At 62.0% G+C, this 13,874-nt stretch carries 11 protein-coding genes; 7 read left to right on the top strand and 4 right to left on the bottom strand.

Translation table 11 applies throughout. The annotated features are described in order from the left end of the window. Window positions 1–19 precede the first annotated feature (19 nt). The 5 genes from V5B40_RS16020 (at window position 20) to V5B40_RS16000 (ending at window position 6,430) form a co-directional block, all read left to right on the top strand. Window positions 20–2,221, top strand: coding sequence for a hypothetical protein (locus V5B40_RS16020; protein WP_332355409.1), 2,202 nt, complete (start codon window positions 20–22; stop codon window positions 2,219–2,221). A gap of 24 nt (window positions 2,222–2,245) precedes the next feature. Further along, complete coding sequence (locus tag V5B40_RS16015) at window positions 2,246–3,772, top strand: cytochrome c (protein WP_332355408.1); 1,527 nt, start codon at window positions 2,246–2,248, stop codon at window positions 3,770–3,772. Window positions 3,773–3,782: 10 nt separating this feature from the next. Further along, the gene (locus tag V5B40_RS16010) at window positions 3,783–5,258 is read left to right on the top strand and encodes a c-type cytochrome (protein WP_332355407.1); all 1,476 of its coding nucleotides are present in this window, start codon (window positions 3,783–3,785) and stop codon (window positions 5,256–5,258) included. Between the two features lie 411 nt (window positions 5,259–5,669). After that, window positions 5,670–6,029: a hypothetical protein gene (locus tag V5B40_RS16005; RefSeq protein WP_332355406.1), complete on the top strand. Its 360-nt coding sequence runs from the start codon at window positions 5,670–5,672 to the stop codon at window positions 6,027–6,029. Beyond that, on the top strand, window positions 6,026–6,430 hold the full coding sequence (locus V5B40_RS16000) for a hypothetical protein (RefSeq protein WP_332355405.1): 405 nt from the start codon (window positions 6,026–6,028) through the stop codon (window positions 6,428–6,430). The genes V5B40_RS16005 and V5B40_RS16000 overlap by 4 nt, the downstream gene beginning before the upstream one ends. Window positions 6,431–6,666: 236 nt before the next feature. Here V5B40_RS16000 and V5B40_RS15995 read toward each other — a convergent pair whose 3' ends face one another. The 3 genes from V5B40_RS15995 to V5B40_RS15985 form a co-directional block, all read right to left on the bottom strand. Further along, window positions 6,667–7,422, bottom strand: a complete 756-nt coding sequence (locus V5B40_RS15995) for a hypothetical protein (RefSeq protein WP_332355403.1) — start codon at window positions 7,420–7,422, stop codon at window positions 6,667–6,669. Between the two features lie 160 nt (window positions 7,423–7,582). Next, window positions 7,583–8,959: a patatin-like phospholipase family protein gene (locus tag V5B40_RS15990; RefSeq protein WP_332355402.1), complete on the bottom strand. Its 1,377-nt coding sequence runs from the start codon at window positions 8,957–8,959 to the stop codon at window positions 7,583–7,585. Window positions 8,960–9,158: 199 nt separating this feature from the next. Beyond that, window positions 9,159–10,049, bottom strand: a complete 891-nt coding sequence (locus tag V5B40_RS15985; protein ID WP_332355511.1) for a M23 family metallopeptidase — start codon at window positions 10,047–10,049, stop codon at window positions 9,159–9,161. 283 nt (window positions 10,050–10,332) lie between these two features. Between V5B40_RS15985 and V5B40_RS15980 the strand changes: the two genes are divergently transcribed. Beyond that, window positions 10,333–10,947: a zinc-binding dehydrogenase gene (locus V5B40_RS15980; RefSeq protein ID WP_332355401.1), complete on the top strand. Its 615-nt coding sequence runs from the start codon at window positions 10,333–10,335 to the stop codon at window positions 10,945–10,947. Between the two features lie 222 nt (window positions 10,948–11,169). Further along, on the top strand, window positions 11,170–12,471 hold the full coding sequence (locus V5B40_RS15975; protein WP_332355400.1) for an N-acyl amino acid synthase FeeM domain-containing protein: 1,302 nt from the start codon (window positions 11,170–11,172) through the stop codon (window positions 12,469–12,471). Window positions 12,472–12,571: 100 nt separating this feature from the next. Here the strand turns inward: V5B40_RS15975 and V5B40_RS15970 are convergent, their stop codons facing one another. Continuing rightward, window positions 12,572–13,726, bottom strand: coding sequence for an AraC family transcriptional regulator (locus tag V5B40_RS15970; RefSeq protein ID WP_434735882.1), 1,155 nt, complete (start codon window positions 13,724–13,726; stop codon window positions 12,572–12,574). Window positions 13,727–13,874 lie beyond the last annotated feature (148 nt).

Raw genomic sequence — 13,874 nt, 5'->3', positions numbered from 1 at the left:
CGGGGCATGGAAGCTGACAATGCGTCTGCCTGCGATGTCGCTGGCGATCCTGCGACGGCTTGCCGCGGGCCTGGCAGCGGGCTTGGCAGCACTCGTCGCCATGCCGGTGCTGGCGACTGAAGCGCGGCCGACGGGGGCGGTGCCGGTGGCCGCGCTGCCGGTCGTCAATCCGGCCGACCCCGGCGAGCATCTCCCGAGCCAGGGGCGTTCGCTTTTCGAGCAACTGTTTGCCGTGCGTCGCGGCGCGTCGGCGGAGATCGAAGTGCCGTTTCCCTTCGAAGCTCTGCTGGCCCGCATCGATTCGCAGTTGCTGCGCGACCCGGCGAGCCCGCTGCCGCCTGCCAAGCGCGTACTGATTCCTCTCGGCCGCTCGCTGCAGCGGACGGCGGCTGCACCGGACTACTTTGCCTATCCGCGCGTCCTGGTGGCCGTCGACAGCCCGCCGGTCGCCGCCGGCATGCCACTGCTCAAGGACCGCCTGTACATCGGCTACCAGGAGCAGTCGGCGGTCATCGAGATCATCAGTTACAACGAGGCCGCCGGGCGCTTCGAATTCCAGTTGCTCAAGGATTACCACGCCGGCAGCAAGCCGCGCCTGGTCTACGCCAACCGCAGCATCTGTTTTGCCTGCCACCAGAACGGTTCGCCGATTTTTTCGCGGGCGCTGTGGGACGAGACCAACGCCAATGCCAAAGTGGCGGCGACGCTGCTGGCCAGCGGTCGAAGCTTCTACGGCATTTCCCCAGACCGCGGCATCGACGTCCCCTACGCCATCGACAATGCCAGTGAGCGCGCCAACGGCTTTGCCCTGACCCAGCTTCTGTGGCGCGCGGGCTGCGGCGGCAATTCGGCCGCGGCGCAAGGCTGCCGCGCCGGCCTGTTCGCCGCCGCCTTGCGACACGCGCTCTCCGGCGGTCAGACCTGGACCCCTGATGCCCGCTTCATGCAGGCGGTTGACAAGCGGCTGCGCGAGCAGGCGCGGCGCCGCTGGCCGGGCGGCCTGAGCGCCGGTAATCCCGACATTCCCAACCGCAACCCGCTGCAGGCGGTTGACAGCTGGCCCGCGGATAGCGCTGCGCGGGCGGCTGTGGCGGCGGTGCCGGCGCGCTTCGATCCGCTCTTGCCCCGCCCAGCCGGGGCGCTGTGGCGACCGGACGCAGCGGATGCGCTGCGGCAACTGGTGGCTGGCCTGGCGGAGTTTGTCGCCGACAGCGACCGGCGGCAATTGGAGAGTGCGCTGGCGCGCTTGGCGCCAGCTGTCACAGAGCGCCTGAGCGTGTCCTGCCGGATCGACAGCAAAGTCGCTTCGCGCTGGTCCTTGCGCTGCACCGCTGCGGGCGGGAGTCTGCTCGCCGGAACACTGTCGATGCAGGCGGGAAAACCGAGCGGAGGGCGGCTGGCACGGCTGACGCTGCCTGCTGGAACGGCCTTGAACGGCGTCGATCTGACGCTCCTTGGCGAGGCGACGCCGAGCGGCGCGACGCTGCTGCCGCAGGTCGGGGGCCTGCCGGCCCGCACCGCAGCCGGCAGTGCCATCGGCAGCATTGGAATTCGCCGCAATGCAGGCGGCGGTGTTGGTGTCGATGGGGCCGACGGCGAGGTGACTCTGGAAATCCGCCACGACTTCAGCGTCGTGCAACAGGCGATCGATCGCCTGGCGGCGGGGCGCGACGCCGCGAATCTGTTCGGCCCCATGCCTTTCCCGCGCGAAAGACTCTTCGCGGCCCTGTTGGCCGAGCTTGGCATGCCGGCCGCGCCAGCGTGCTGCGCGGCCGCCGAGCATTTGCCACCGGCGCAGCTGGAAGTCGCTGCCGTAGCGCCGGGTCAGACGCCGAGCAGCGCCGGCGATCCGCTGCTGCGCAGCTTTCAACCCTATTGCGCCGCCTGCCACCAGACCGCCGAAACTTTTCCGCCGAATTTTCTGCAGGGTAGTCCGGCCGAAGTCGATGCCAGGCTCCGCCACTGCGCCCCGCGCCTCTACGTGCGCCTGGCCATGGCCGATATCCCGCCGGCGCAGCGCGCGAAGACGCCAATGCCGCCGGAAAGCATGTTGCCGGCTTTTGCCAGCGACGCTCAAGCATGGCGCAGCAGCCCGGTGCGCGCCGCACTGCTCGCGCAGGTGACGCAATGGCTGCGCGCCGAAACCGGTCAGTCGCCGCAACTCGAAACGCTGCTCGCCGCCGGCTACGAGGCCCTACGCCCGTGTTTGCCGGCGCACTGAGAACCAGCAAGAGGGGAACACAGCATGAACGAACTGAACGGACAGCAAAAAATAGCGAAAAGCCCCTGGAAGCGACGCTTCATCATTCTCTTCATCCTCACCGTCGTCTTGCCGATGCTGGCCGTGGTCTGGCTGGTACAGCGCTTCGGCGGCGACGTGCCGGTGGACTACGCCAGCCCGACCGAGCACTTCAAGTACGGTTCCACTGGCGGCGAACACGAGATGGGTTTCCCTTACTGGATCTGGCGGGTGCTGCCCGACGTCTGTCCGCAGTATTTGCCCGGCAAGGGCTACCAGTCGCTGGGAATGGTGTTCGAGAAGAACGCCGACGGCAGCGACCGCGACCTGCCGGTCGGCACTTCGCAGCGCCGCTACCAGGGAATCGACCGCGTCTTTGTGAACTGCGCCGTCTGCCACACCAGTACCGTGCGCACGGCCGCCGACCAGCCACCGACGATCATCCTCGGCATGCCGGCCGCGACTTTCAACATGAAAGGTTTCGAGGAGTTCTTCTTCCGCTGCGCCGCCGATCCGAAGTTCTCCAAGGAATTCATCCTGCCGGAGATTGAACGTCAGGGCGGCCAGCTCGATCTGCTCGACCGCTACGTGGTCTATCCGGTGGCCATTGCCATAATGCGCGACCGCGTGCTGGCGCTTGCCGGGCGCTTTGACTGGGTCTTCAAGCAGCACGAATGGGGGCCGGGGCGCGTCGATACCTTCAACTCGGCGAAAGTGATCTTCAACTTCCCGATGGCGCATCTCGACCCCGCCGAGTTCGACGCCCCGGCCGACTTTCCTTCGCTGTGGCGGCAACGCCAGCGCAAGGAGCCGCACGAGATGCAGTTGCACTGGGACGGCAACAACACCACCGTCGAAGAGCGCAACAAGAGCGCCGCCTTCGGCACCGGCACGACGCCGCCGACCATCGACATCGAACGCATCAGCCGCGTCGAGGACTGGATCCTGGACGTCACGCCGCCGAGCTTCAGCCAGTTCTTCCCGGTCGACGCCGAACTGGCCCTGCGCGGCGCGCCGATCTACAAGGCCTATTGCGCCAACTGTCACGGCGCTTCGGGCAGCGATTTCAGCGGCGAGCTGGTCGGCAAAGTGACACCGCTGGCCGAGATTGGTACCGACCGGCGCCGCCTCGATTCATACACCTACACGCTGGCGGTGAACCAGGCCACGCTCTACGCCGGCTACCCGTGGCGCTTCACGCACTTCCGCAAGACTCACGGCTACGCCAACATGCCGCTTGACGGCGTCTGGCTGCGTGCGCCCTATCTGCACAACGGCTCGGTGCCCAGCCTGCGCGAGCTGCTCGAACCGGCGGCGGCACGGCCCGCGAGCTTCTATCGCGGCAACGACGTTTATGACCCGGTCAAGGTCGGCTTCGTCTCCGATCAGCCGCAGGGCAACGGTCCGTCGTTTTTCCTTTTCGACACCAGCGCTCCCGGCAATGGCAACGGCGGCCACACCGGCAAGGCCTACGGCACCGAGCTGAGCGCCGACGAAAAGACCGCCTTGGTCGAATTCATGAAGACCTTCTGAGGAGCCGACGATGAGCATGCGATCCTGCAGGAACTGGTTCCGCGCCATCGGCGTGGTGATCATCGTCACGATCATTGTCGGCGGGGTGATCGGCTACGACCGCGGCTTCCGCGAACGTCCACAGCCCGATTGGGTAACGGCCGATTTCGAGACGCGCTTCAAATACGGCTCGATCGGCGCCGAGCACGACGCCGGCATCCCCTACTGGATCTTCTACGTCCTGCCGCGCGTCTTTCCCGAAAAACTGACCCAGGACGGCAAGGTCCTTCCCGGTGGCTACGCCTCACTCGGCGTTCCCTGGGAGCAGGGCCAGGAACTGCCGGCGGGTTTCAGCAAGAAAACCATCGGCTTTCCGCGCGTGGCCAACAACTGCGCCGTCTGCCACACTACCAGCTACCGCGAATCGCCCGATTCCAACCCGGTCTTCGTCGTCGGCGGTCCGGCGCATACCACCAACGTCGAGGCCTTCTTCCGCTACCTGATCGACTGCGCCAAGGATCCGCGCTTCAATGCCGACATCCTGATGGCCGAAATCAATCGCGTCACAAATCTCGACCTCATCGACCAGCTCCTCTACCGCTTCTTCGTCATCCCGATCACCAAAAAACGCCTGCTCGAACGCGAGCAACAGTTCGCCTGGATCTACCGCCCCGACTTCCCCGACTGGGGCCGCGGTCGCGACGACGCCATGAACCTCACTAAGTACTTCATGATCGGTGCTCCCATGGACGACACTTTCGGTCCCACCGACATGCCCTCGGTATGGAACCTCAAGAAGTACGTCTGGGAGAAAGGCCACCGCATGAATTACGCCGGCGACAGCAGCGACGCCTACTCGGTGATCATGGACTCCGCCCTGGGCCTGCTCGGCGCTGCGCCCGCCAACAAGCAGGAGTTCGTCGAGCAGGTGCAATGGCTGCACAGCTACCTCTCCGAATTGCCACCACCGAAATACCCCTTCGCCATCGATCAGGCAAAGGCGGCCGAGGGCAAAGCCCTGTTCGACGCCAACTGCGCCAACTGCCACGCCAGCGAACTCACCGGCCGGCCGCTACCCCTCGCCGAAGTCGGCACCGACCGTGGTCGTCTTGATTCCTGGAACAAGGGCGCTGCGATCAAGGCCAACCAGGTGGTCAAGGAAATGGGCCTCGAACGCCGCGGCCTGGTTGAGGAAGATCTGATCGGCTATGTCGTGCCTTTCCTCGACGGTATCTGGTTAAAGGCGCCGTATCTGCATAATGGCTCGGTGCCGACGCTGAGGAATTTGCTGGAGCCGGTTGGGCAGCGGCCGACGGTTTTCTGGCGGGGTTACGATGTGTATGACCAAGTGAGGGTCGGGTTCGTTACCGACACGCCCGCGGCCAAGCGCGTGGGGACAATGCTGGATACTAGCAGCAAGGGTGGCAGCAACCAGGGGCATGAGTTTGGGACGGGGTTGCCGGAAGCCGACAAGGAAGCGCTGGTGGAGTATTTGAAGACGCTGTGATGAGGGATCGGCGGCGGAAAGCTTGAACTAACTCGTCGAATCGCGGAGTGGGGGAGGCTAAGTGTACTTCGACAAGTGTCCTGCGAAGGGCAACGATTGATCGGGCCAGGCGTAGCGCATGGCCTAATGGACATACCAGGTTCGTTTCCTATACTGTACTGTAAGTGTTTGAGGCGGACGCGATCTCGAAGCTGATCGAGAAGCGTGAGCTCAGAAGGTGTGTTTTTCGACTCGTCAGGTGCGTAAAAATCTTACTCCCCTCTACAAATCAGGTTGTTACAATTTTCCGACCGGATTATGGGCCTTGACATGCCGGGATATACACCGAAATCGGTGCCGACTAAACGTAGGCCGCAGGTCTCGCCGCCGCTGCCACACGTTGACGTCGACGCCCTTGAGGAGATTTTGTCGATGACACAAGCGTTCCTTAGCTACATGCTGACTGTTGCCTCGATTCTTCTACTGAAGCTGGCGCTTGTCTGGGCCGGCGTGAAGATCGTTCAGATGGGCAACGATCTATTAAGACGGGGAGTTTCCGGTGAGTTCAAGTTCAACGCTTCCCTAAGTGGCGCCAAGGCTGACCTAGCAAGCGCATCTCCCGGTCTCCTCTTTGCCTTGCTTGGAGCCATCGTGCTTATCGCCGCAGTTGTCATAGAAAAGCCCGCTTCAATTTACATTGGAGCAACGGGTGAGCAGACCGTTAATAGCGGTGCGGCATCGCCACCAGAAATTTCTGAGAGTCCACCGACGCTAAAGGAGAGGCAGAAATGATCCACATTACTAGTGCTGTTGCAGCGGCCCTACTTATCGGTTCGTCTTTGGTTTTCCATACATCGGCACGTGGGCAGGGTCAAGATGAGCTTTGGACTTTAGGTGCGGCCGCCTACAAGAAGAAGGATTACGTCGATGCACTGAAGTACTTCTTTGCTTACAAGATACTAGTCGGAGAGAAACTTGACTCTGACGCAGCCAGCAAGAAGGAACTAACGAATGCCATCGCGTACTCGGAGAGAATGCTACGAGCATCGGTGCTTATCGGAACATCAAGTGTTCTCTCCGACAAGAAGATCCAGATCGAGGGCGGATTCAAGGTTGCGAATCCCTGGGCGAAATTCGATACGACGACGGTCGTGGACGTCACAAAGGCAAATGCACTTATGCTTGAGAAGTAGTGCTGCAGCCTAACGAATAAGGATAGATCGTGCGCAGCCGCGATCTGATCCGTTGTGCGCCCAGCATGGGCGCGATCTTGGCGGTGAAAGTCCTCCCGTAAGTTGGCCACAGCAAACGAAGTGAAGCGCAACGGCACGAGGGCGACGGAGTGTGGGGAGGCAGCGTGGAGCGAAACCGCGAGCCGATGGCAAGAACCAGATACGCGCTCATGGTGCTCTCGCCGTCTCTTTATTGACTATGCAAGAGGAAGCATTCGACAAACCTCCTCGGTGACTGCCTGAAACTCCAGGTGAGGTAGCTCAACTGCCTGTCCGTCGATGAGTACATCGGGAAATACAACAACAATGGGGGTTTCCTTGCCGATCGCTATGGGCGCGGTCTTTACAAGATAGCGCCGCGTTCCGCTCAGGCGCTGGCCAAACATGGCTCCTTCATGCAAGGTGTCGTTGGCTCCGCGAAACGCCAATAGTGGCTCGAAGACGTAACGATCAACGCGGGCAGTCATTCCCGGACGCTTTGTTCGCGGTCCTTCGACCGGTGATTCCTCGGACGACGAACAGATGCGGGTCCCGGCCTGAACATTGCACCAGACTTCGTATTCAATGCTTGCGATCTCCACCATTGCCGGCTTCATGGCGCCAGCGGTGAGCTGAATTCTTCCGTCCAGGAAGCGCATTGTCGAGTTGTTGGCCAGTTCGACCGACATGCACAGTTGAACCGCGCTTCCCGGCGCTGGCAGGTACTTGTCGCCGCAGAATGCGATCATCGCTGATGCCTGGTCGCCAAGCTTCAATCCGGCGTAGCCGGGCAGTTGTGCGTAGGTCTGCACGTACTTGCGGCTGTCAGGCGTTGGCTTGTAATACGATGCCACATGACAGCTGGAACAACCGGTCAGCAGAAAGGCGAGAACCAGCAGCTGTGAGCGAAGGATCATGGATGGTCTCTTTTTCCGGCGTGAAGGGGCCCAGGTTCCGGGTTCAATCCGCAACACGCAGGGCTAGGTCTTGACTCTTTCCCAAGGCACGAGGGTAGACCTGGCACCGCGCTTCGCGGCGAGAATGGCGGGCCTTTTCTGCCTCGTGTGCGGCCTCGCCCGCTATCTCGGCAAGCTCGCTCGATGCGACGAGCAGACTCATGCGCACGGGCACAGGTCAGCGGGCTTGCGCCGGCTGACTTCCTCCCAGATCGCGGATGAAGCGCTGAAATTCCTGGTTGCTCAGCAAGAGCTCGCGACCGGCAGCGATCAATTCGTCGACCTGCGCCTCTTTTAACGAAAAGCTGGTCGGAATCTGGTTCAGGAAGAGTTTTCGCTGAGCTTGCGGGACGTTCTTGAAGTCGATGTCGACGAAATAGGATTCGACGGCTTGTCCGGGTGTTGACAGTTCCGCCGCCCAGCCCTTGATGCTGCTTTGCATGAGGGCCATCGTTGCCGCGTTGGTGCGATGCAACTGGACGTCGGTCACCAGGTTGACGGTATCGGCCATCGACGGCGGGGCCTTGCTCAGTTCCATGCCGTATTGCGGCGACGTCGAGGCATTAACCGAGATGACGATGAAACGTCGTCCGGGTATGCCGCCAAGCGAGCCGAGCAGATTTCTTGCGCCGCCGGCCAACTCGATCATTTCATAGACCGCCAGCAGGCCCAGGTTGTCGGTGATGCCGCCGTCGACCAGATGGATATAGCGGCGCTGGTCTTTGAGCGCGTAGCTGTTGAGGCCGTCGACGACATGCGCCAACTGCGGTGAGCGGTTGGCACCGGTCTGCAAGTCGGTCAGGAAGGTTGGTGCGCGATCGCCACAGCCTTTGCGATTTTCGAGCACCAGCGGATGGAACAGGACCGGCACGGCGGATGAAGCAGTGACTGCGCTGGCAATCGGAAACGAAGACAGGTCGGAGCACAGCAGATCAAAGTAATCCTGGAGGAAGGAAAAGCGTACGCCCCGACCGAGGTCGGTGGCATTGATCACGATCAGCGGCCCGTCCCCCTGCTGCAGGTCAGCGAAGGTCGCGCCCTTGAACACATTGCCGTCGTAATAATTGGCGGCCATCTCGGTACGGCCACGTTCGGAGAGCAACATTGCCGGGTCCAATAGTCCCTGCATCAGTTCAACGGAGATGTTGCGGCGCAGGAAGTCCTTCTCGAAATCCGTAAAGATCTTGTCGCCATACAAGCCGAAATACGCGGCCGTGAAACTGCCACCCGATACCGAGCTGATGGTGTCGATCTCGTCCAGCAGCCGTTGCGATTGTCCACCGAGTTCGATGCGGGTGTCGCGCAGCGCCTGCAGAACGCCGTAAGCCAGTGCGGCGGCGCGGGTGCCGCCGCCAGAAAACGCCAGGATCATGGTTGCTTCGTCCGAGCGGCCGGAATGCACCGCTTGGGTGATCGAGTACCTACCGGGTGACTCGTCTTCGGCGAGGATGGGTTCGTTGCTTATCTTGCCGTAAGACGCACAGGCCGAAAGCAGCGGCAGGAAAAGTGCCAGCAAGACGGCGAGGTGCTGGCGGCCGAAGAAAGAACTGTCCATTGGATCCTGTTGAGTTTTTTGCTGCCAAGGAGAAAAGCAGCGCTACGGACGTTAGCGCTGAAGTGACGGACCAGATTGCGCCGAACTTTCCGTCGTATTCAAGGCGCAAGGTGCGACAACCGGGGCATGGTCGACGCATGTAACGGATGTCGCAACACGGAATACAGAATACCGACGAAAAGATATACAAGATGAGTTGTCATTTGGCAGAACGCGCCTTGGGGCCCGGAACGGTGATCGGCACCCGACCCGGGGAAGCGTACTGCGCTGCAGCGAACATGCCAAACCGCGGCGCGAATACCGCAGGGGGCCTGCCGACATAGAAGTTGAAGGGTAGCGAGTAGGTCGTCAAGCGATCGCCCGCCCGCAGCACCGTCTGTACGGCGAAATGCAGGTGCGGCCCGGACGAGTAGCCAGTCGAGCCCGACAAGCCGATTTGCATGCCGGCTTTAACTCGCTGTCCCGGGAAAACATTCACCCCGCCGTGCGCCAGGTGCGCGTAGAGGGCAATGGTTCCATCGCTGTGCTGTATGCGCACTGCGTTGGCCCTGCTCATCAGGTCCGGGTGTCGGCCACCATAGCTCTCACTGGCTTCGGTGTAGACCACGATACCATCGCGGGCGGCGACCACGGGCGTGCGCTCGGGCATACCGATATCGACGGCAAATTCGCTGTCGGGCGTGCGGTGGGTGCTCAGCGGGCCTCCGGGTGCCTGGCCAATGTGGAAGGCCAGTCCGTTGGCGTAGGGCAGGCGATAGATGGCGCCGGCACTTTGTCGCGCATGGTAGTCGCCAAGCATCCATGATGTCTGGGTGCGAAAGCTGTAGCTGGCGCCCGTCGCGGCCGGCCGGATACGCGCCAGGGAGATGTTTCCGCTACCCGGGGGAACCACCGCGTAAAGAGGGAAGGGGCTGTCCGGGGCGGCGTTACGCGAGTTGGCGAGAGAAATTCTGACCGAGACCGCTGCCGCGCCACGATTGCGCGCGACGATACTGTGACTGTTACCCTCCTTGATGCTTTCGAGGGTAAAGGGGTAGTTCTGCTGCTCAGCGGCCATCAGCTTCAGGCTGCAGAACACGACTACGAACATGAGCACGGCTTGTTTCGACACGATCAACACGACATTCCCGGAAATTTTCGTCGAAGCTGATGATACCGCAGGGATCCGCATGCATTTCTCGCTCACGACTCCGCTCAGCTTTCCGCTGACGGCGCCCTAATTGCGATTGACCACGATTGAATCGGCCAATTATACTTTTGCGGCTTGCCGGCCAATGTCTCTGGAGAGCCATAGCGCGCTCATCTGGCCAACGATGGTAGCAGGAGGATCAACAACTTGAGAGTCTTTCAGCTCCAGGATGGCTGGGGCATGCATGCAGCACTTGCAGATGGCCAGCCGCCCCGATCGGCAGCCCGGGCCGGTCGACGCGATGATGGTGGATCTGGTCTGCCTGCCCAAAGGCGGAATGGTCGAAGTGCCGGCCCATCTTGTTGACGAACAGGCGACGCTGCCCTGTGCGGCACTCACTGCGTGGAGCGTGGTCGTCAGCTGCGACGCCAAGCTCAAACCCGCCAAAGCGCTCGGTGCGGACGCCGCATCACCTATCGGACGACACCGAATGGGCGAAGCTGGCGCGCGCTCACCGCTCACCGCTGACCGTGGCTTCGATAATATCGTTCAACTTGGCGGCGAGAGAACGCTGCCGCAGCCCTTGCGCTACATTCGTCCGGGCCGAACCTTGTCGATGATTGGTGTGCTGTCGGGTGCCCGTTTGGCGGCACCGCTGGGACTGGTCGTCACCCGCCTGGGACGTCTGCTCGGCATAAGCGTTGGCTGCCGCAATGGCTTCGCGACGATGCTGCGTGCGATCAACCAGCATCGGCTGCCGCCGGTGATCGATCGCGTTTTTGCTTTCGAGGAACGCAAGGCCGCGATGGCTTACCGCAAGAGCGGTGCCCACTTTGGAAAGGTCTGCATTCGGTACTGACGTGGCGAGAGCGCTTGCCGGCCGGCGATGGCCTGCGTATTAGAAGGCAAACGGGCGGCGTAGGGGGCGCCGCTTTTGATAAGATGCACGGTGACAGTGTTGTCAGCGCCGTGCCGTGGCATTGTCGATGGAACGGCAAGCCTAGTTTCGTCAGTATCCGGGCTGCGGGCGCTTCCGACCGTCGTGGTTGAACAGGGCGTGGAGATGTTCAGAAGACTAGTCGTGCCGGTACGGAAACTGCTGCGGCGGACCTTGAGAAAGCTGTTCAACATCCTCCCCCAGAAGAGGCGTTTTGCTGTCTATCGTAACTTCGTCGAGTGCAATCCAGCACCCAATGAGCGGCTGGTCTTGAAGATCGCCGATACTAAAGAGGAACTGGAAGCCTGCTTTACGCTGCTGCACGATGCCTATGTCGGCAGTGGTTTCATGACCCCGGATCCTTCCGGAATGCGCGTCACGATCTATCATGCCCTGCCGACGACGACCACCTTGTGCGCGAAATATGATGGTCAAGTGGTTGGCACGCTGTCCTTGATCCGCGAGAGCGTGTTGGGTTTCCCGCTGCAGAGGATTTTCGATCTGACTGCGGTGCGTGAGGAAAAAGGGAACATCGCCGAGGTTTCGGCGCTGGCGGTGCACCGGAAATTCCGCCACACGGGCGGCAGTATCCTGTTTCCGCTGATGAAGTTCATGTACGACTATTGCCACACGTTTTTCGACACGCGGCACATCGTCATCGCCGTCAATCCCGGCCATATCGAGATGTACGAATCGCTGTTGTTCTTCCAGCGTCTGACGCAGAACGTCGTCGAGAATTATGATTTCGTCAATGGTGCGCCAGCCGTTGGTGCGACGCTGGATCTGCGCGCTGCCGACGCGATCTTCGAGAGGCATTACGGGTCGAAACCACCGAAGCGAAATCTGCATGCTTTCTTCTTTCGGCGCAAACTAGCCAATATCCAGTTGCCGCAGCGTCGTTTCTACACCACCAACGACCCGGTGCTGACGCCGGAATTGCTCGACCACTTTTTCAACGTGCGGACCAACGTTTTTGCCGAGCTTAGCGATCGAAAAAAGTGCTTGATGCACACGATCTACGATCTGCCTGCCTATCAGGCGGTGCTGCCGGCGGTCGAGGAAAGCGGGCAGGACGATAGCGGGCGGCGGCATCGGCATCGGCATCGGCGTTTTTCGGTGCGCTGCCCGGCGAAGTTCGTGATCCCCTCGGCAGACGGTGTGGCGAGCAAGATCAGCCTGGAAATCATCCAGCTTTCGCGCTACGGCTTTCTGGCACACGCGCTGGTCTCCGTGCCCATCGGTGTCTGGGGTGAAATCACGATTCAGCTTGGCCCCGCGGAAACCTCGCAAATAAAGGTCGCGGCCTCGCGGGTGTCGGAGGGCGGCATCTACGGCTTCCGTCTCGGCGAACCGGATTTGATCTGGCGCAAGTTCGTCAATGCCCTGTACAGCGGCAGCACCCATGCGGACCTTGAAAACGCGACGCGCTTTATGACCGACCGTTGAGGCGGCATCGTTCCAATCCACGTCCCCACTATCGGGACTTCCGCCTGCCATGTGCCCGAGCGCTGCGGTCGGCGCTCTGGGAGCCGATCTGGCGCTTGCTCTATTTCGCTACGCCGTCTGGCGGCGCAGGCGACGCCGCGGCGCCCTGGCGGCGTTTGCTCGGCCCCTGCTTACCAGCATCGGCTGCTGCGTGCAGCCGCCGTCGATAGTGCGCGGGCGCCATGCCGGTCCAGCGCACGAAGGCGCGGTAGAAGGCGGTGGTGTCGGCGAAGCCCAGTTCGGCGGCGATCTGGGCCAGTGCCTGTTTGGTCTTGGCCAGACTGTTGATGGCCAGGTCTCGGCGCAAGGCGTCTTTGCTTGCCTGAAAGCTGGAGCCCTCGTCTTCCAGCCGGCGATGCAGCGTGCGTGGCGACAAATGCAGTTGGTGCGCGATGGCAGCCAGCGACGGCGAAGCGGGCAGGGCATCGCGCAAGGCGCTGCGAACGCGCAGCACCATTTCGCGGTCGCGGCGGTAGAGCGTCGTCAGCTTGCCCGGCGCGCCGTCGAGGAAAGTCTGCAAGCTCGCTTCGTCGCGGCGAATCGGCCAGTCGAGCAGGTTGGCAGCAAAGCTGGCGGTGAGCGCGGGGGTATCGAAAGTCGAGTCGGCCGTGAAGATCAGGGCGTAGTCGTCGGCGTGGCGTGGGCGGGGGTAGGGAAAGGCCACCGCATCGAGCACGATGGCGCGCCCGATCAGCCACGACAGCAGGCCGTGCAGCAGGCGCAACAGCCATTCGAAGGCGAACACGCGCCCGATCAGCAGTGGGCGAGTCTCGGCGATGCACAGGCGGGCCTGCTCGCGGGTGGTCTCGAGGCGGACGCTGAGATCGGGCAGGACCAGGCGCAGAAAGCGGATGCTGCGTTCGATGGCCTCGGAGAGTGTGGCGGCGGTGATCGTGCTGCGACAGAGGAACTCGAAAGCACCGCAGCGCATCGGCTGCGAGAAAAGCCCGAAGCCTTCGTCGTCGAGTTGCGCGTTGATGAGGTTGTAGAGTGCGGCATAGCGGTCGACGGGAATACGTGCGCCCGGGTCGTCGAGCAGTGCCGGGGCGATGTTGGCACGTTCGAGCAGGGGCGCGGTGGGGCTGCCCGCATGCTGCAGACCGGCGAGCATTCCCTCGAGGAAGGCAATGGCCACCGTCGCCCGGCCGCTGGCGGACCCTCGGGGCGCGGCGGTGCTTGTCGGCAGGTGCTTGGCAGTCTTCTCAGGGTAGCGCATGCTCGTCTTCCAAGGCCGTGAATTGATAGCCTATTTCAAGTTGGCGATATTTACACTGTTCAAGGCGTGTCGGGTAATAGCTTTATCGCGGTCAAGTTTCTACCATGGATGTCCCCGTGAAATTCCCGACCACCGAGACCCCTTCAAT

Source organism: Candidatus Accumulibacter meliphilus (assembly GCF_036625345.1).
In the GTDB taxonomy this organism is placed as follows: domain Bacteria; phylum Pseudomonadota; class Gammaproteobacteria; order Burkholderiales; family Rhodocyclaceae; genus Accumulibacter; species Accumulibacter meliphilus.
This window is presented reverse-complemented; position numbering and strand designations above follow the sequence as displayed.